This is a genomic window from Streptomyces cynarae (assembly GCF_025642135.1).
GTDB lineage: Bacteria > Actinomycetota > Actinomycetes > Streptomycetales > Streptomycetaceae > Streptomyces > Streptomyces cynarae.
In genome coordinates, this window is the sequence record NZ_CP106793.1 from 367,306 (window position 1) to 384,733 (window position 17,428).

Consider the following 17,428-nt stretch of genomic DNA (forward strand, 5'->3'; position numbering starts at 1 on the left):
ACTCCCGCTGACGGGGAGAAATGGCGATCGGGCTCCATAGCGCCGCAAGGACCCCGGAACGACGACGCCGGGTGTCCCCGCGACTGCCACCTGCTCCAGGACTCCCAATGACCACACCGGCTGACAAAAACGGTGATGCTTCCCGACGCCACCCGGAAGCAAGTGGACCCTCCTACGCGAACGCCCGGCACAACAGGCCGCCCTCCCGACGCCCACCACCGTTCAACGCACGGCTGTCCGCGGGCGGGCGGCTGCTGTTTCTTTCCACGGCACTGCTCGCAGCCACCGGCTTCATCGGTCACGGGATCGGCTGGATCCTGCTGACGACAACCCTGGGGCCGACCGCATACCTCCTACTGGCGCACCCCGAGAGAGCAGGCCCCCGGGTGAGGGACGCGGTGCTGGGACACGCGTCGGCGACCGCCTGCGGACTTGCTTGTCTCGCCGCCTTCGGACTGTGGAACCAGCCCTCGGGGCTGGAACAGCACCACGACACCCTGCCGCAGATCGGGGCACAAGCGCTTGCGGTCGCCACGACATTGTTCATCCTCACCCTGCTGTGCGCCCACCACCCCCCGGCCGCTGCCACCGGCCTGCTCATCACCTCCGGGATCACCCGTCCAGGGCCTCTTCTGTACGGCATGCTCACCGGGCTCGCCATCGTGATCTGCGGCTCGGCGCTCCTGGCGAAGACCCGATGGCACCGTCGCCACATCCGTCCCGGCCTCCCCACCTCGTCATCTGACAGTGCGGATGGCCAACCGAGCCCGGAAGCCACCGGCAGACGCAGTGGCTGACACAGGCCACACGCCGGGCTTCGCGCGGTTGAACAGCCCTTCCCTGCTTCTGTACCACGCCTTTTCCCTCTCGCCATCTTTCACCGGGATGTCACAGCGGGCTGCCCTGTGGCCTCCAGTTCATCGCTACCCGGGTCAAGACACTGAGCGAGGCACCGAGTGCGGGATAGCGCAAGAATTCCGTAGAGGAGCACACCCAGCCCCAGCAGTGCGGGCAAGAGCCAGAATCCGGAACGCGGGTGCTCTTCGTATATGGTCACACCGAGGGAGAAACTCACCGTGGCGTCGCCGAGTGTCAAAGCAGGTTGAGATCCGATGAGAGGACCCCCTTGCATCGCAACTCCGAGCAAAACCAGAGAAAAAGCGCCGACAGCTGCGAAACTGTAAGTCTGCCACGCGAGGAAAAAAGCAACGGCACCTTGACTGGAAAGAATGTTCACGGCCGACTTGACCAGCGCGGCAGTGAGGGCATTTCCGATGGCTGCAGCTGCCGCAAGGGCAGCGGCCCGCATCAGACCGACAGGGCGCCGCAGACCGGCGAAAACAAGTGCAGCACCGATCCCGCCCGTGATCGCGAGTGCCGGAATCCACCAGATCCCCGGCACCTGTGCGCGTCCTCCGGCGGGTGCCAGGGAGAACAGGGCCAAAGCCAGCCCACCGACGATACAGGCCACACTGATCCAGGCTTTCCGCGTCACGTCGACATGGAAGACCGCCCCTCCGATCACAAGAGCCAGCGGGAGTTCGAGAATGAAGATGGGCTGCACTACGGCCAGTGATCCGGTAGCCAAGGCGAGAGCCTGGAAAACAGCAGAGAAGATGACACCAAGAATCCCTGCGAACCAGACCGGCGTATGCAATAGGTCGCGGATCAATCCGATTCTCAATGACCGCGACGCAGGAACAGTGAGCACCGCGCGCCGCTGCAACACCGTTCCGAGTGCATTACTGCCGGCCGCGAGCAGAGCGAACACTGTGGAGAACAGGATCGTCACCATCAGCACAACTCCTGGGCCCGTGTCTGTTCGTCACGACGTCCTGGCCCCCGTGACCAGGCTACGCCTGCTTGTAACCGCTCAACCTTCCGCCAGCGCATGCCCTGCCCGTCAGCTGGGCCACCCGGCGATGGCCGTCATAACCTGCGCTTCTGGCCGGCCGAGCGCGCCGCGGACACCCGCTGCCGGCGCCCGCCTGACGAGGAGCCGCCAACGCCCTGCACAGTCAGGGCAGCTCGCACACAAGGGCATGAGCATGCCTCCGGATCACGGAATTCGGCGCGGCGTGGGGCTCCGTAAGCAACCCGGTCGGGCCCGGGCAGCGGTGCCCGCCCAAGCCATCTCCGGCCCACCTCAAGGCAGAAGATGCTGGACAGCCACCCCCGTGATTGCCTGGTGCTGGTGGGCTGGGCACAGCCTCTGGACCGCAGGATCGACATGCAGCACTACAAGGACAGGAGTCATGACGCCCTACACACCGGACTACCCGGAAATGATTGTCCCGGTCGGCCATGTCGAGCCCGTACCGCGCCGCATCCGCGGCTATGCGGCCAACCTCCCTGTCCTCGACACCGTCCGGGCTCGATACGTGTGGCTGTGGCCGGGCTACCCGCAGTACTGCATCCCCCGGGAAGACATCCGCGACGGAGTTCTCCTCGATGAGGGCCGGACCATGGCCCTGCGGATCGGCACAGCACACCGCCACACCCTCCGACTGGGCGACCTCACCCGCTCCGGCGCGGCCTGGGAATGGGCTGACGACACCCCGGCCGGTATCTCCGGTACTGTCAGCTTCCGCTGGGAGGCCATCGACGCATGGTTCGAGGAGGACGAGCAGGTCTTCGTCCACCCCCGCAGCCCCTACACCCGCGTCGACGCACTGCGGTCGAGCCGCAGTGTCCGCGTCATGCTCGACGGAGCCGTGCTCGCAGACGCACCGTCCTCGATGATGGTGCTGGAGACAGGCCTCCCGACGCGCTATTACCTCGACCGCGTGCACATCGACTGGACACGCATGCAGCCCACCGACACCGTCACCAGCTGCCCCTACAAAGGCAAAACCAGCGGTTACTGGTCTGTCACCACCGACACGGACACCTACCCCGACCTCGCCTGGGCATATGACTTCCCGACCCGGCAGGTAACACCCATCGCCGGCCTGGTCGCCTTCTACAACGAGCGCGTAGACCTCTATCTCGACGGACACCTGCAGCCACGCCCCGCCGCCGTCACCAGAGCCATATGGGAGCACGAGCACCCCGCGTGACCTTCGCACACGACTGCGCGTCTCAATCGTGGCCGCGCCCACGTCCGGCGCCGACGTGGCGATGGCCTCCTGGATTGGCGGCCATCTGACAGCGTTTCCATCCGGGTGATGGTCAATCCACGACAAGCCCCCATGTCCAGACGCCGGCGGGTACGCGTGACGGCTACGTAGGCGAGGCGGGCCTCACTGTCATCGATGAGTCCGGGCATGGCGCATCCGTTGTTCTCTTCTTGATCGCTGCTCTTCGGCGGGGTGAAGTCATCCGCGATCGTCACGCACGGCCATTCGCGTCCCTTGGCCTTGTGCGCGGTGGACACGGTCACCTCGGCCCGCGACTCGGGGGCAAGTCCGGAAACCGCTTCGAGGGACGGCATCGTGCCGTGCTTGTCGACGAGGTCGACCAGGGGCTGCAGGCCGCGTCCGTCTGAAGGAGGCCGCCGCACCAGCCCCCCGTAACTCCGTACTTCGGCGGCCGGCCCTGCGGGACAGGTGGTTCGATGTCGCATCAAAGGTATGCCACACCGTAGTTGGCGGCCCACTCACGCTTCAGGTCATCCTCATTCGCGTGCCCGAACGTATACGCGGGAGAGTCCACCCGCAGCACCCGGTCGACCCTGATCAGTACGGCCTCGTGGCACGGGTAGATGGGATCGCCGTGGGTGTTCAGCACCCACTGGCGGGACCAGTCGTACACCGGGTCACCTTCCCCGCGGATCTCGGCTGTTCCCTTGAAGCGGTACCCCCGCCGGAGCAGGAAGTCGATCACGTTGACCTCAACCCGCGGATTGTGCCGCAGGTTCTCCACCGTATTGGGCGAGGCCATGTTCATGAATACGAGGTGATCGTCGTCGTAGACGCGCACGGACCCCTTCGGGGAGAGGTTCGGAGAGCCGTCCTCGCAGACCGTCGCAACGAACGCCAGCTTGGCGCTGGTGACGATCTGCCGCATGTCCTCGGTGATTATTCCCATCGCTCGTCAACCTTTCCTGCCACGTCCGCGTGCTCCGCCCACCTGGGCCGTCACGACGCAGCCTTTTTCGAGTGCCACAACAGGCCGATGGCCTGGTCCGCCGATGCCCCGGCGCTCGCTCCGCGCTGTTGCGCGGGCTTCCTGATCGCGTTGAACGCCACCGGCCCGACCGCCTGATGTGCGCCGCGCCTGGTGGGTACGCCCGCGCACGCGGCCGTACCGTGTCCGGCGGGTGCCGTGAGTCGGTCTCAGCACCGGGCGACACCCCGCCGTGGACGTGCTCAGGTCAGCACGATCTTCTTGCCACCGGCCTGCCCGGCGGACACCCGGGCGAAAGCGGCCGGCCCCTCATTCAAAGGGAGCGCTTCCACGTTCTGCTTCAGCTTTCCCTCCGCGACCGCCTCCGCCAGATGGGCAAGCTGAGCGGCATCAGGCCGGACGTAGAGGTCCGTACTGGTGATACCACGCTCCCCCGCCGGCGCGTCCGAGGTCAGCGACACCAGACGCCCACCGTCCCGCACCAGCGACAGCGCGGCCCGCGCCGTACCACCAGCAGCGATCAGCACACCATCGAACCCACCACTGACCCGACCCGCCCAATCCGCGTCGTGGTAGTCGACGACCGCCAACGCACCCAGACCACGCAGGCGCTCAGCAGCCGAAGCGGACGCCGTCACCGTCACCTCGATCCCCCGGGCAGCAGCAATCTGCAACGCCAGTACACCGGTCGCCCCACCACCATTGGTGATCAGAAGCCGCTCCCCCCGGCTCAGCCCCAGTGCCTCCAGCGACTGGTACGCCGTGAGCCCGGCAACCGGCAGCGCCCCCGCCTGCACCGGATCCAGCCCCGCCGGACAAATCGCGGCACTCGCCGCAGTGATCAGCACCCGCTCAGCCCAGAAGCCGCTGCCACCGGGCAACGGGGCCTCATGCGCAAGCACCCGGTCACCGACAGCGAACCCCTCGACATCAGGACCCACAGCCACAACCCGGCCCACGCCCTCCACACCCAGCGCCGCCGGCGGACGCAGCCCCACATCCCAGCCCGCACCGTTCAGCAACCGATCCCACGGACCGACACCGGCCGCCTCCACCTCCAGCAGAAGCTGACCAGCACCGGGAGCCGGTGGCTCAGGCACCTCCAGGAGGACGACGTCCGCGTCGGGTCCGGACACTCCGCTTGCCTTCATGGTTGTCCCTTTCCTCGGTCCGGCCGACGGTAGGTACAGGCCGGCCGCCATATCTTCAGTCTGGGGTTTCGACGCTCAACCGGGCGTACCGACCGAGCCGGCGGTGGGGATTTCGATGTCGGTCTGGTTGACGTTGTTGAGAAAATTGGTCAGCAGGGCCTGCACTGAGACCGTGACGATCGCCAAGATCTGCGGGTCGGTGTAACCGGCGCCGCGCACAGCCGCGAGGTCTGCGTCGCTGACTCGCCCGCGGCTCTCGACCACCCGTTGAGCGAAGCGAGCGGCTGCGGCGCGCTTGGGGTCCACCGAGCTCCCGGCGCGAGCCAGTTCGATGTCGTCGCTCGACATTCCGCTGAGTTCGGACGACAGGTACGTGTGAATCGCCAGGCAGTAGGCGCAACCGTTGGCCTCCGAGACCGCCAGCGCGATGGTGTGCCGCGTCTTCGCGTCCAGAACGCGACTCATGGTGCTCTGCAGCGTCACGACGGCGTCCAGAACGGTCGGGTTCGACGCGATGGTCTTGAACATGTTCGGGACGAAGCCGAGCTGTGCGCCGATGTTGTCGAGGATGCCTTGCGCTCCCGCGGGGACATCGGTGGAAGAGGGAACGTTCAGTCGTGCCATAGCGAATCAACCTCCGGTAGGCGTGCGAGTAGTCGCCGAGCCCAGGTCAGTCCTGTGCATTTTTGGGCTTGGCGGCCCACTTCTCAGAGCTAACACCGCCCAAGACTGGGCTGTCAAGCCCACCTTGCGGTATCATGTGACGCATGGAAGCCACGACACGAGCTCGGGTGCCTCGCAAGCTCACGGACAAGGGCCAGGCGACGCGTACCCGGATCCTGGAGCAGGCCGCGGAGCTCATCTACACGAAGGGTGTCCACGCGACGAACAACGAGCAGCTCCGTCGCGCAGCCGGCGTCAGCGGGTCACAGCTCAACCACTACTTCCCGACCAAGGAGAGTCTCGTCCTGGCAGTCATCGCCTGGCAGGCCGATCGCGTCCTCGCATTCCATCGCAGTGAGCGATTCGCCTCCTTCAACGATCTCGACGCTTTTCGGGAGTGGGCGGATTTCTACGTCGGCTACGAGCGCGCCTACCAGGAAGGCTGCAGCCTCGGCTCCCTCGCCAGCGAGATCATCAAGACTGACCTTGACGTTCACGATGAGCTCGCGAGTGCGTTCGATCGGTGGCGGGACATCTTCCGCGACGGGCTCGAGCACATGCAGCAACTCGGCCGCATCAGCACGGACGCGGATCCGACGCAGCTGGCCAATCTACTTCTCTCCGCATTCCAAGGCGGCAGCCTCCTCGCTCAGGTCGCTCGGGACATCACTCCGCTGAAGGACGCGTTGCAGGCAGCCATCGACTACGTGCAGACCTTCGTAAGGTCTCCCGAAGTCGACGCACTGCAGGTTCGCTAGCCGGCGACGGTCTGAGACGGCCCATCGAACGTGAGAAAGAAGGGTCGTATCCGCGACGGCGGGCCCGTGCGGCAGTCGAGCCTCCGACTCATGAGGCGGGCGCGCGAGACCGTCGTGGCACGTGCAGATCTCCGCGGTTGTGCGGCTTGTCGTTCAGCAAGGTCGCGGTCCCATCCGTGGCGACGTCCCAGGAGGCGGGTACGGCGCGTCTCCCGGGCCTTTGATGCGGTTCGACGATAAACATGCATGTCACGGCTGCGCTCCGCCGAAGTTCAAGTGGTCCTTCTGAACGCCGACCATGATCGAACTACCTGCCCTAGCGTCCCACTCAACGTCGACCTGGACACCACGCTGACCGTCGTCGCCGGGAACCTCTGCCGGATGCTCGCCCGTAAACTGCCCCGCTACGAGACCGCCACGCCTGACAACAACTGGCGACACTTCCTCGACGCAACCGGAACCCTGCACCTCAGCGAGCACACCGTGACCTGCGCTCTCAACCTGCGCAGCCACCACCCCGCTCTGATCGAGCAGGCTTCCCCGACCTGGAGATCCCCGTCCCCTGGCGGAACGACCGAACCCTGCTCTTCCACTTCGCCCCACGCTGAACCGGGCAGAGCAGACCTCAACCAATTTTCCGCACCGAGAATCGAGGCTGACCCGCTCCCGAGCATGGCGTCCCGAACATGCGGCGTGGCGCTTCGCGGTGCAACCGGTCCGACAGGCGGCGCCCAGCGGCCCGCCTGGCAGTTCGGTGCGAAATGGTCCGGTCTTTTGCTCGGAGAATGGTCCGCACGTGTGGGCAGACGCGCGCATACCGTCGGGTCGCGACGCACCTGATGGGAACCATGATGATGAGCACCGACCAGACCGCACTCCTGCAGCCACTGGGGCTCCGCGAGATATCCGACGCAGCGATAGCGGTGATCGACGAGCAAGGGACGGTGGTCGCGTGGACGCAAGCCGCTCAGCACCTTGTTGGGTACCGCGCTGAGGAAGTGGTGGACCGGTCCGCCACACTCGTGTTGCCGTCATCCGGGGAGGCGCTGGGGGAAGCAGCATTCGCCGAGCAGTGCCGTGCCCGAGGTGGCTGGTCCGGCACTGTGGCGGTCCGCCACCGCGACGGCCGCACGCTCAACCTGTGCCTGCGCCTCTGGCTGCTGTGGGGCCAGGACGCAAGCCACCGGTGGCTGGTATCCCTGACCGACATGGACGCGTTCTCCTCGGGGATGATCAACGGATCGGTACGGGAGTCGCTGCTTGCCCGCGCGCCGGTCGGCATCGCCATTCGTGACCCACAGCTACGTTGTACGTGGATGAACGACACGATGGAGCATGACGGCATTTCCCGTGACCGGAGGTTCGGACGCCGCCTGAAGGATTCACTGCCCGGCTTCGAGGCCGAGGCTCTTGAAGCCGTGATGCGGCAGGTGCTGGCGAGCGGCACTTCCACGGTCCACGAGTACCGGGCATGGCCGCCGGAAGATCCGCGCCGGGAGCACGCATTCGCGGCCTCGTTCTTCTGCCTCCAGGACGCGGACGGCCAGGCACTGGGGGTCTGCTCCTTGACCGTGGATGTCACCAGCAACCAGCGGGTGCGCGAGCGCCTTGCCGTCCTCAGCCAGGCCAGCACGCGCATCGGGAGCACCCTGGACGTCATGCAGACCGGACAGGAACTGGCCAGCCTGGCCGTGCCCCTGTTGGCCGACTACGTCACCGTCGACCTGGCAGAGTCGGTCCCATTCGGCAAAGAGCCTCCTGCCGAGAACGACACAACGTGCGGTCGCCCCCGCGTGTTCCGACGTGCCGGTTTGGCCTCGATCCACCCAGGGATACCAGAGTCGACGTTTGCGCGAGGGGAGGAAATTTCCGTCCCCCCAAACTCGCCGCTCGCCAGCGCACTACGCACGGGAAAGTCCCACCTGGAACCGGTACTGGACACCACCCCTGGCACATGGATCGACCACGACCCGGCACGGGCGCAAAAGATCCGTGAGAACGGGGTGCACTCCCTGATGATCGTGCCCATCCGTGCCCGGCACTCCGTGTTGGGCGTGGCCTTGTTCGCACGCACCGAGGACCCGATGCCATTCCAGCAGGATGACCTACTCCTGGCTGAGGAACTGGTCACCCGGGCCGCGCTGTCCTTGGACAACGCCCGCCAGTACACGCGCGAACGCAGCACGGCCCTCGCCCTCCAGCGCAACCTGCTCCCGCACCGCTTGAGGGGCGGCGTCGCCGTCGAGGCGGCCGGGCGCTACTTGCCGGCCGACACGGACGCCGGTGTCGGAGGCGACTGGTTCGATGTGATCCCGCTGCCTTGTGCCCGGGTGGCCCTCGTCGTCGGTGATGTGGTCGGACACGGCATCAACGCCGCGGTGACCATGGGCAGGCTCCGCACCGCCGTCCGCACGCTCGCGGACCTGGACCTGCCCCCCGACGAACTGCTGAGCCACCTCGATGACAGCGTCCGGCGGCTGACCGGGGAAGATGACGACGCTCCCGATCAGATCCCCGCGATTACGGGCGCGACCTGTGTGTACGCCGTCTACGACCCGGCCACCCGGCAGTGCACGATGGCACGGGCCGGGCACCCCCCGCCCGCGATAGTCGACGCACAGGGCCAGGTCACCTTCCCCGACCTGCCCACCGGAGCCCCACTCGGCCTCGGCCTCGGGCTGGTCCCCTTCGACGCCGTGGAAGTGGAACTGCCCGAAGGAAGCCTGCTCGCGTTCTACACCGACGGCCTGGTCGAATCTCGTGACGACGACATCGAGGTCGGCATGCGCCGCCTCGGCACCGCCCTGGCACAACCCGAACAGTCCTTGGAAGACTTGTGCTCCTCAGTGATGGAAACCGTGCCGACACAGGCAGCATCCGACGACGTCGCCTTGCTCCTTGCCCGGATCCACACACTCGAGCCCGCCCACATCGCCTCCTGGGACCTGCCAACCGAGCCGGCCGTCGTCAGCGCCGCCCGGCACCTGGCCGCCCATCAACTCAGCGAATGGGGACTGGAGCAGCTCGTGCCCACCACGGAGCTGATCATCAGCGAACTGGTCACCAACGCTATCCACCACGGCGCCGACCCGATCCGGCTGCGGCTCATCCAGCACCAAGTCCTGACCTGCGAGGTCTTTGACAGCGGAAAGTGTTACCCGCGCCTGCGCCATGCCCGCATCGTCGACGAAAACGGCCGGGGGCTGTTCCTGATCGCCCAGTTGTCCAGCAGGTGGGGCTTCCGCTCCGCAACGGGCGGCAAGCTCGTCTGGGCCGACCAAGAGCTCCCGTCCACGTGTAAAGCGGGTACCGATGAGGGCTTCCCTCTCGGTCCCCACGCCGGCACACCAATGCGGCCGCGGAGATCCCACCCCTAGGCTGGTGCCGTGAAACTCGTCGAGGGGCCCAAGCTCATCCCGGCCTTGGTGCTGTGTACCGAGCACACGAAGCGCTCGTCGTGTCGGTTCCGGTCGGAGTACCTCGCCAACGGGCCGGTTCTGCCAGCCAGCCATCTCATCGGCCACCACATCGGTGATCTTCGACACCAGGGCCGGGGACAACACCTATCGTCGGCCTCGTAGCCGAGGTGATCGGCCCTGCGGCGCCGCCGCGCGCTCAAGTCCTCCGCCACGCCTCGAAGCGAGTACGTGCGCGATCTCCCCTACGAGCGGGCACGTAGGGGAGATCGCCGAAGCGCCATACCTGAGGAAGGACGGTCGCTGCCTCTGGGCCCTCCTTACCGACGAACGCGGATGATCGTCTTCCCATTGACCCGCTCGGTAGGGTTGAAGGCGGCCACAGCATCGTCGAGGGTTGCGACTTGGCCGATGTTCGTCCGTAGCTGTCCGTCCTTCACGCGCCGCGCGATCTCACTCAGTTGCGCGCGATCGGACACGACAACGAAGTCGATCGCCCGACCGTTGGCCGGCCGCGCCTCGGGCGGCCCGGCGACGGTCACCAGCATTCCTTCGGCTCGAACCAGACCCGCGGACCGCTTCCCGATGGCACCGCCGAAGACATCGAATACCAGATCGACGCCGCCGACATCTTCCAGCGCGTCGTTCTCAAGGTCGACGAACTCCTGTGCGCCGAAGTCGAGCGCCAGCTGACGATGGGCAGCGCGTCCGGTACCGATGACGTAGGCGCCGGCCTCACGTGCGAGCTGTGTCGCCATCGAGCCGACCGCGCCGGCCGCACCGTGCACAAGGACGCTCTGCCCCACCCCGAGGTGGCCGTGCTCGAACAGCCCCTGCCACGCGGTCAGGCCAGTCATCGCGACGCCCGCACCTACCGTGAAGTCGACGTCGCCAGGCAACGGTGCAAGGTTGCGCGCCTCGACGACGACAAACTCTGCCAGGGTGCCGTCGCGGGTCCAGTCGGTGAGGCCGAACACCCGTTGTCCGACCGACAGCCCCGCCGTTCCATAGCTGAGGGCGGTGACTACGCCGGCCACCTCGTGGCCCGGGATTGACGGCGTGCGGTCACGGCCGAGGCGATCGATCCAGGTCGAGGGCCACTCCAGCTCATCCCCGGTGAATCCTGACGCATGAACTGCCACAACGACATCGCCGTAGTTCGCGCCTTCAAGACTAGCGAGCCCCGCCGTGTCCGGATCGGGTCGCTCCACTAGCTTCATCCCTGCCGTTCCCGCGGCACGGTCGGTCACCACGATCGCTTTCATCTGAATACCTTCCTCCGTAACAGCCGGTCTTTGTCCTCATCCCGTTCGGTCGGGTTGAAAGCGCCGACGGCATCGGCGGGGTCGGGGCGCTGACGATGCTCGTCCGCGCCGGCCTTCTCCGGACTCGCTGGAGGACTCGAAGCACGTTTGCAAGACGGACGGTTACATCCAGTCGTGCTCGAGCGCGGCGATCTGCCTCTCGTCGTCCGGCCCGCCCGCGGGACCGTGCTCGTGGTCCGGCCCGTCCGCGGGTTCGTGCTGTGGGTGAGCGCCGGAGCCCGGATGAACCTTGTCGATGAGATCGAGGTATTGCGGGTGGCGGGCAATAAACTCGCCCACAACCGGGCAGATGATGGTGATCTTCTTTCCGCTCTCGCGGATCTCGTTCAGCACGCGAGCGATGAGCTCCGCGGCTACTCGCTTGTGGCGGTAGGCGGGGTCGACCCAGGTCGTCAACAGTACGACGCGGCCGCCGACGAACCGATATTGGAGTTCTGCGATCGCTTCGGGACCGAGGGACGCGGTCCAGCGACCGCGCTCCGAGTCGTTGGCGATATCGAGCTCCCAGGCGGACTCGGCCTCACGGAGACCGGTCTCCTCCAGAGCAGCGATGAGGGCCGCGTTGTTCTGTTCACGAAAGGCCGCCTCGGCCTCGATGTTGGTCGTCACTGTCGAACACCTTCTGTCGGCGGAGCCCAGCGGGTTGGCTCAGGACTGGTGCGACCCTGTGGTCGCCCCGGGTGCTCAGGGTCGATGAGGTCCGCATACTCGGGGTTGTGCTCGATGAAGGTGCGCACGGTCGGACACCTGATGGTGACCGTCATTCCTCGCGAGCGCACGTCGTCGAGGACCCGTCGGATCAGCTCGGTGGCGACGCCCTGTCTGCGGTACTCGGGGAGCACTGAGGTGGCCATGAGCACGAGCCGGTCGTCGCCGGCGACGTTGTAGGGCAGGCCGGCGATCGCGGTGTCGCCGACGATGGCCTCGTAGATGCCGGTTTTCTCGTCGTTGACGACGTAGAAGTCGAACCCGGGGACGTGGGGATGATCGATCACCTCGTCCCCGAGGAGGACGCCCGGGTCCTGACCGAGGGTGCCTTTCCCGTCGGGGTACTCGATGGCATAGCGGGTACGTTCGGTTGGCTCGGTCATGGGCGTGTTCCTTCGTTGCTTGCCGGTTCCGGGGTACGCCGTGTGCTTACGGGCGAACACGGATGATCGTCTTCCCCTTGACCCGCTCGGTGGGGTTGAAGGCGGCAACGGCCTCGTCGAGGGCCGCGACCTGGGCGATGTTCGTCCGCAACCGACCATCCCGGACCCGCTGGACGACCTCACCCAACTGCGTTCGATCGGCCTCGACGACGAAATCGACCGCCAGGCCTTCCTTCGGCTGCGCCTCGGGCGGGCCGGCGATCGTCACCAGCATTCCTCCGGCTCGGACCAGGCCTGCTGACCGCTTGCCGATGTCACCGCCGATCACGTCGAAGACCAGATCGACTCCGCCGATGTCTTCCAGTGCCTCGTTGTCGAGATCGACGAATTCCTTCGCGCCGAAGTCGAGTGCGGTCTGCCGGTCGGCAGCACGTCCGGTGCCGATGACGTAGGCACCGGCCTCACGGGCGAGCTGCGTCACCATCGAGCCGACGCCACCGGCCGCGCCGTGTACGAGGACGCTCTGCCCCACCTCGAAGCGGCCGTGCACGAACAGCCCCTGCCACGCGGTCAGACCCGAGATCGGCAGGCTCGCGCCCACGGTGAAGTCGACATCCCCCGGCAGCGGCGCGAGGTTACGCGCCTCGACGGCCACGTACTCCGCCAGGGTGCCGTCGCGAGTCCACTCCGCGAGCCCGAACACCCGCTGTCCCACCGACAGGCCCCTCGTGCCATAGCCAAGAGCGCTGACCACCCCTGCAACCTCGTGCCCAGGGATCGACGGCGTCCGGTCACGGCCGAGCCGATCGGTCCATGTCCCGGGCCACGTCAGCTCACCGGGGGTGAATCCCGACGCGTGCACCTCAACGAGAACGTCGTTCCCGCCAGCCTCCGGCTCCGGGCGCTCTTCCAGCATCATCCCGGCCGTTCCCGCGGCCTGGTCCGTCACCACAATCGCCTTCATTCGGCACCTCCCTGCATCCAGTCTTTGCCTGCGCGGCATGCACGGTCCGGTCGTAACTGGACCTTAAAGTCCACACTAGTACGGAGCCATGTGGCCCGGCAGGCCGGGTCGGCGGGCTTGATCGTCGTTAGAGACTTGCCCGGCCACAGCCCCGATGCATCTACGCGCGACGCCGATCCCACCCCGTCCACGACGGGAACGGCCTGTGCAGGCTTGAGTTTCTTGCTTCTCACTCGCGTCCCGCTAGCGCCGCTCGCTGCCGCGCGCTCCGCCCCGTGGCCCCGATGGGTGCGCCACTGCCTGGGGTCGAATGAACTGGACGATCGAGTCCACCTTAGGATGGCGGAGAACCGTTCGACAAGCATCAGCGGATGATCCCGTGTTGCTGCGCCGGCCGGCAGGGTTCGCCCGTGCGAGCAGCACGAAGCCCGCCCTGGGTCTGACGTGGTCGGCATTGCCCCTGTCCGCGCCTGGGCGACGCACACCCCGATTGGAGCCTGTCATGTCTAGGACTGAGGGACCTGCGGTAAGCCACGGCGACCGCATCAATGCAGCCGGCATCGCGGAAGCGGCGACGAGAGCACCATTCACCTACACCGACGGGGCAACACAGGTGTTCACTCACGACGGGCGCACCACCTACGTCCGGAAAGGGAGCCAATCGTCCAGAGAGGGCGGAGTAGACGATCAAGGGCGGTTTTGGTCTTTCTGGCCGCCCACCTACCGTGCCACCTACGACGTCTCGCGGATCACAGGTGCCGATGGCGATGTCGCCAGCCGTGAATTGCGGGGGGCGTTCGAGGGACGGTACACCTCCGGGTTCGCCTGATTCCCGGGATGCGGCCCACCCTCGCGCTCTTCTTGCGAGAGATCTCCGTAGAGGCTGTATCCGTTGTATTCCCAGAATAGGCGCTCCGGTCCCAGAAGCCCGGTCGTTGCAGGACCTGGTCAGGCCTCGGGTCCACGTCGCGCCCCGCGGGAGACGGCCCATACTGTGTGCCCGAAATGCGCCCACCCTGGTGGACGCCCGCCCGAGCCCGGTACGGGAGCCCTGCTCCCGACAGGTACGTGGTACGGCGGGCCGACCGCAGGAGAGTCAGCGCCACCAGCACCGGTGCGCGCATCCGACCGGCGAGGCAGAGCGGCCCTCTCGCCCGTGAGCGCCTCCAGGCGCGTCGGGGGGAGTCGGGGGGCGCTCGACCAGCCGACGGCGCGGCGTCTGCATCGGACATAGACCCCCCGTAGATCGAGCGTTGGTCGACTGGGAACAGATCTGCACCAGAAGCCGGTGGCGGTCTGTTTCTCCTCGTCGGTGTGGATTTCGCCGTAGGGCAGGCGGGAGCGGCCTCAGGCAGCAGCGGCTCAAGCAGGCACAGCCGGCTGCGCCGGGAGGCCGCGGAGGAGCGGGCGAGATCGCGACATTAACCGGTAAGACGGCGCCGTGGATCGACGTAAGACGGCGCCGTCGATCGACGTAAACGAGATGGACGATGACGCAACCATGGAAAGGCACGGCTCAATGCAAGACGTGGCACCAGTGATCAACCCGGCTCGCGGGGGCAGAACACTCCGGCTGGCCTTCTCATCTGCGGTGGTCTCCCTGGTGGCCTCGTTCGCCGCGTTGGTCACGCCGATTCCCCTGTTCAATACCTATCGGGCTGAGGATGGGTTCACCAACGCCGATATCGCGCTGGCCGTCGTCGCCAACTCCGTGGGCACTATCGCTGCACTGTTGGTGCTGGGACGACTGTCCAATCATCTGGGCCGACGGCTCTCCGCGATCGGCAGCCTCGGCCTGCTCATGCTGGGCTGTCTGCTGCTGCTGAACGTGCACGACATCGGCATTCTGCTGGCCGCTCGGCTACTGATGGGCGTCGGTACGGGGTTGGCCAGCAGCAGCCTTACCTCCTACATCGTCGACGCCGCGCCCAGCAGGCCGACCTGGTTGGCCTCTGTCGCGTCCAGCCAAGGACCAATGCTCGGCCTCTCCCTCGGCGCGATCGCCTCTGGCGCCCTGGTCCAGTTCGGCCCTTGGCCACGCCACCTCATCTACCTGGTTTCCGCCGGTCTCCTCGTCCTGTCGGCCGCACTCATCGTCATCAGCCCGGAGACCGCGAAGCCGACGCCCGGCGCTTGGCGATCACTGGTACCCCGGGTCCGCGTACCGGCCCGGGTCAGTCATCTGCTTCCCGTCGCGGCCGCGGTGTTCGTGGCCACCTGGACGACCGGGGCTTTCTACCAGGCCTTCATGCCTGCGCTCGTCGAAGATCAACTCCACACCCGCAGCTCGCTCGTGCTCGGGCTGGTGTTCGCCGCCTATATGGCCCCCAGCGTTCTTGGCGCTCCCCTCGGCGGCCGATTCACATCCGCGGCGGCCCAACGCATCGGCATGATCATCTTCCTGGTCGGATGGATCGGCATCATCACAGCGATCGACGTAGGCACACTGGCGTTGTTCATCGCCGCAACCATCGTGGCAGGCGCCGGTCAAGGCATCGCCATCAGTGCCGCCACCCGCGGCCTGCTGTACGGCAGCACCCTCGCCGACCGGGCACCGATCTTCAGCGCAATCTACCTCCTCTGCTACGTTGGCGCCGCCCTCCTCAGCTTCATCTCCGGGCAACTCTCGAACACCTTCTCGCTACCGCAGATCGCCCTCGGGTACGGGGCACTCGCCCTCGTTGCCACCGTGATCACTGTCCTCGCTGCACGCAGCCCGCATACAGACCCGACCGGGAACAGCCGGCATGGCGAATGATCATGACGAGCCTCACCGTCAGAGGATTTGCCGACGTGCCGTCCCGTACGCGCACCTTCGAGGTGTCGCCCGGCCAGGTCCGTACTGGGGTGATGTCGGTCTGCATGGGTCCGCTCCGGCAGCGCCGACACGACTCGACGCCGCCAGAACTCCGGCTCGTCCCAGGTGCGCCCTGCTTCCCACCGTGCATGCTGCAAGCGACCTTCGGCGTGAGCCCAGCATGGCGGCTGTGCCCGTTTGATCCGATGGGCACGACCCCCGAGAGAGTTCGTCCCTCCTGAAAGCAGCCAGATGCTCCAGCCACCGGACGAGTCGCTCCACTGGCAGCCCGGCTTCCCCGTCGACGCACGACGGACGCTGGCCGCTCTGCGCCGCGGCCACCACGATCCCACCCACCGCGTCACGCCCGACCGGGCCCTCTGGCGCACCGCGCTCACTTCCACGGGGCCGGTCAGCTATCGCATCCGGCAACAGCGGCTCGATGACCTGACCATCGACGCCTGGGGCCCCGGGGCCCGGGAGCTGGTGGACACCATCCCGACCGAACTCGGCGCTGGGGATCACCCCGAGCTGTTCCGGCCTGACCACCCCTTTCTCCAGCGCGCGCTGCGCCGGATGCCCGGCCTGCGTGTGCCATGCACCGGACGGCTGTTCGAAGCGCTGGTCCCGGCGATCATCGAGCAGCGCGTCGTCGGTCTGGACGCCCACGCCGCCTTCGCTCGCCTCGTGCGGGCGCACGGCACCGAACCGCCCGGCCCCGCCCCGCAGGGCATGCGCGTGCCACCGACCCCAAAGGCGTGGTCGTCGGTCCCCAGTTGGGGGTGGCGTCAGGCCGGCGTCGACCTGCACCGCTCCCGCACCGTGATCCAGGCCGCCCACCATGCCGCTCGCATCGACCAGTCCGCGGGCGACCCCGGGCGTGCCTACGCGCTCCTGGCCAAGCTGACGGGTATCGGGCCTTGGACCGCCGCCCAGGTCGGCCACCGCGCACTCGGCGACGCCGACGCTCTCCCCCTCGGGGACTACCACCTCGGCCGGATGACGGGTGCCGCCCTGCTCGGCCGTCGCTTGGACGACAGCGAGATCGAGGCGTTCTACGAGCCCTTCCGCCCGCACCGCTACCGGGTCCTCCGCCTGATCGAACTCACTCCCCGCTCGGCCCCCCGCCGCGCGCCCCGGGCACCGCGTGCAGGACGCCTGCACTGAACCGTCCGTCAGGCCCGAAGAGATCCCG

14 protein-coding genes and 1 pseudogene are annotated in these 17,428 nt (G+C 67.0%); 6 read left to right on the forward strand and 9 right to left on the reverse strand.

The genetic code is table 11. The annotated features are described in order from the left end of the window. Window positions 1-107: 107 nt before the first annotated feature. A complete protein-coding gene (locus tag N8I84_RS01920; RefSeq protein ID WP_263227655.1) occupies window positions 108-797 on the forward strand; it encodes an HPP family protein in 690 nt (229 codons plus the stop codon). An 80-nt stretch (window positions 798-877) separates the two neighbouring features. Here N8I84_RS01920 and N8I84_RS01925 read toward each other — a convergent pair whose 3' ends face one another. Beyond that, window positions 878-1,795 carry a DMT family transporter gene (locus tag N8I84_RS01925; protein WP_263227656.1) on the reverse strand — a complete coding sequence of 306 codons (918 nt, stop codon included), beginning with the start codon at window positions 1,793-1,795 and terminating at the stop codon, window positions 878-880. A gap of 460 nt (window positions 1,796-2,255) precedes the next feature. Between N8I84_RS01925 and N8I84_RS01930 the strand changes: the two genes are divergently transcribed. Continuing rightward, entirely contained in the window at window positions 2,256-3,059 is an 804-nt protein-coding gene (locus tag N8I84_RS01930) for a DUF427 domain-containing protein (protein WP_263227658.1), read from the forward strand. A 93-nt stretch (window positions 3,060-3,152) separates the two neighbouring features. On the opposite strand, the pseudogene N8I84_RS01935 reads toward N8I84_RS01930, so the two are convergent. The 4 genes and pseudogenes from N8I84_RS01935 to N8I84_RS01950 form a co-directional block, all read right to left on the reverse strand. Further along, a pseudogene (locus tag N8I84_RS01935) lies at window positions 3,153-3,481 on the reverse strand (3'-5' exonuclease); the annotation flags it as partial. Window positions 3,482-3,564: 83 nt separating this feature from the next. After that, window positions 3,565-4,008 (reverse strand): pyridoxamine 5'-phosphate oxidase family protein, encoded by a 444-nt coding sequence (locus N8I84_RS01940; RefSeq protein ID WP_263227659.1) that lies wholly within the window; start codon window positions 4,006-4,008, stop codon window positions 3,565-3,567. 302 nt (window positions 4,009-4,310) lie between these two features. After that, window positions 4,311-5,219 carry an NADP-dependent oxidoreductase gene (locus N8I84_RS01945; protein ID WP_263227660.1) on the reverse strand — a complete coding sequence of 303 codons (909 nt, stop codon included), beginning with the start codon at window positions 5,217-5,219 and terminating at the stop codon, window positions 4,311-4,313. A gap of 75 nt (window positions 5,220-5,294) precedes the next feature. After that, window positions 5,295-5,843 (reverse strand): carboxymuconolactone decarboxylase family protein, encoded by a 549-nt coding sequence (locus N8I84_RS01950; protein ID WP_263227662.1) that lies wholly within the window; start codon window positions 5,841-5,843, stop codon window positions 5,295-5,297. Between the two features lie 143 nt (window positions 5,844-5,986). On the opposite strand from N8I84_RS01950, the gene N8I84_RS01955 reads away from it, so the two are divergent. Continuing rightward, on the forward strand, window positions 5,987-6,640 hold the full coding sequence (locus tag N8I84_RS01955) for a TetR/AcrR family transcriptional regulator (RefSeq protein WP_263227663.1): 654 nt from the start codon (window positions 5,987-5,989) through the stop codon (window positions 6,638-6,640). Window positions 6,641-7,491: 851 nt separating this feature from the next. Next, the gene (locus tag N8I84_RS01960; RefSeq protein ID WP_263234620.1) at window positions 7,492-10,017 is read left to right on the forward strand and encodes a SpoIIE family protein phosphatase; all 2,526 of its coding nucleotides are present in this window, start codon (window positions 7,492-7,494) and stop codon (window positions 10,015-10,017) included. 359 nt (window positions 10,018-10,376) lie between these two features. Here the strand turns inward: N8I84_RS01960 and N8I84_RS01965 are convergent, their stop codons facing one another. From N8I84_RS01965 to N8I84_RS01980, 4 genes are all read right to left on the reverse strand, one after another. Continuing rightward, the gene (locus N8I84_RS01965; protein ID WP_263227664.1) at window positions 10,377-11,321 is read right to left on the reverse strand and encodes an NADP-dependent oxidoreductase; all 945 of its coding nucleotides are present in this window, start codon (window positions 11,319-11,321) and stop codon (window positions 10,377-10,379) included. Between the two features lie 162 nt (window positions 11,322-11,483). Beyond that, window positions 11,484-11,990 (reverse strand): GNAT family N-acetyltransferase, encoded by a 507-nt coding sequence (locus N8I84_RS01970; protein WP_263227666.1) that lies wholly within the window; start codon window positions 11,988-11,990, stop codon window positions 11,484-11,486. Continuing rightward, on the reverse strand, window positions 11,987-12,472 hold the full coding sequence (locus tag N8I84_RS01975) for a GNAT family N-acetyltransferase (protein ID WP_263227667.1): 486 nt from the start codon (window positions 12,470-12,472) through the stop codon (window positions 11,987-11,989). Before N8I84_RS01975 ends, N8I84_RS01970 begins: the two co-directional genes overlap by 4 nt. 46 nt (window positions 12,473-12,518) lie before the next feature. Beyond that, window positions 12,519-13,436, reverse strand: a complete 918-nt coding sequence (locus tag N8I84_RS01980; RefSeq protein ID WP_263234621.1) for an NADP-dependent oxidoreductase — start codon at window positions 13,434-13,436, stop codon at window positions 12,519-12,521. Between the two features lie 1,441 nt (window positions 13,437-14,877). Between N8I84_RS01980 and N8I84_RS01985 the strand changes: the two genes are divergently transcribed. Both N8I84_RS01985 and N8I84_RS01990 read left to right on the forward strand, forming a co-directional pair. Beyond that, window positions 14,878-16,194 (forward strand): MFS transporter, encoded by a 1,317-nt coding sequence (locus N8I84_RS01985; protein WP_263227669.1) that lies wholly within the window; start codon window positions 14,878-14,880, stop codon window positions 16,192-16,194. Between the two features lie 291 nt (window positions 16,195-16,485). Beyond that, window positions 16,486-17,400 carry a DNA-3-methyladenine glycosylase family protein gene (locus N8I84_RS01990; RefSeq protein WP_263227670.1) on the forward strand — a complete coding sequence of 305 codons (915 nt, stop codon included), beginning with the start codon at window positions 16,486-16,488 and terminating at the stop codon, window positions 17,398-17,400. The last annotated feature ends 28 nt before the right edge of the window (window positions 17,401-17,428 follow it).

Bases quoted from the DNA above. Each gene is read 5' to 3' on its own strand.
- N8I84_RS01920 (WP_263227655.1), top strand. From the start codon at position 108: ATGACCACACCGGCTGACAAAAACGGTGATGCTTCCCGACGCCACCCG.
- N8I84_RS01930 (WP_263227658.1), top strand. From the start codon at position 2,256: ATGACGCCCTACACACCGGACTACCCGGAAATGATTGTCCCGGTCGGC.
- N8I84_RS01925 (WP_263227656.1), bottom strand. From the start codon at position 1,795: ATGGTGACGATCCTGTTCTCCACAGTGTTCGCTCTGCTCGCGGCCGGC.
- N8I84_RS01945 (WP_263227660.1), bottom strand. From the start codon at position 5,219: ATGAAGGCAAGCGGAGTGTCCGGACCCGACGCGGACGTCGTCCTCCTG.
- N8I84_RS01975 (WP_263227667.1), bottom strand. From the start codon at position 12,472: ATGACCGAGCCAACCGAACGTACCCGCTATGCCATCGAGTACCCCGAC.
- N8I84_RS01960 (WP_263234620.1), top strand. From the start codon at position 7,492: ATGATGAGCACCGACCAGACCGCACTCCTGCAGCCACTGGGGCTCCGC.
- N8I84_RS01965 (WP_263227664.1), bottom strand. From the start codon at position 11,321: ATGAAAGCGATCGTGGTGACCGACCGTGCCGCGGGAACGGCAGGGATG.
- N8I84_RS01950 (WP_263227662.1), bottom strand. From the start codon at position 5,843: ATGGCACGACTGAACGTTCCCTCTTCCACCGATGTCCCCGCGGGAGCG.
- N8I84_RS01980 (WP_263234621.1), bottom strand. From the start codon at position 13,436: ATGAAGGCGATTGTGGTGACGGACCAGGCCGCGGGAACGGCCGGGATG.
- N8I84_RS01990 (WP_263227670.1), top strand. From the start codon at position 16,486: ATGCTCCAGCCACCGGACGAGTCGCTCCACTGGCAGCCCGGCTTCCCC.
- N8I84_RS01955 (WP_263227663.1), top strand. From the start codon at position 5,987: ATGGAAGCCACGACACGAGCTCGGGTGCCTCGCAAGCTCACGGACAAG.
- N8I84_RS01940 (WP_263227659.1), bottom strand. From the start codon at position 4,008: ATGCGGCAGATCGTCACCAGCGCCAAGCTGGCGTTCGTTGCGACGGTC.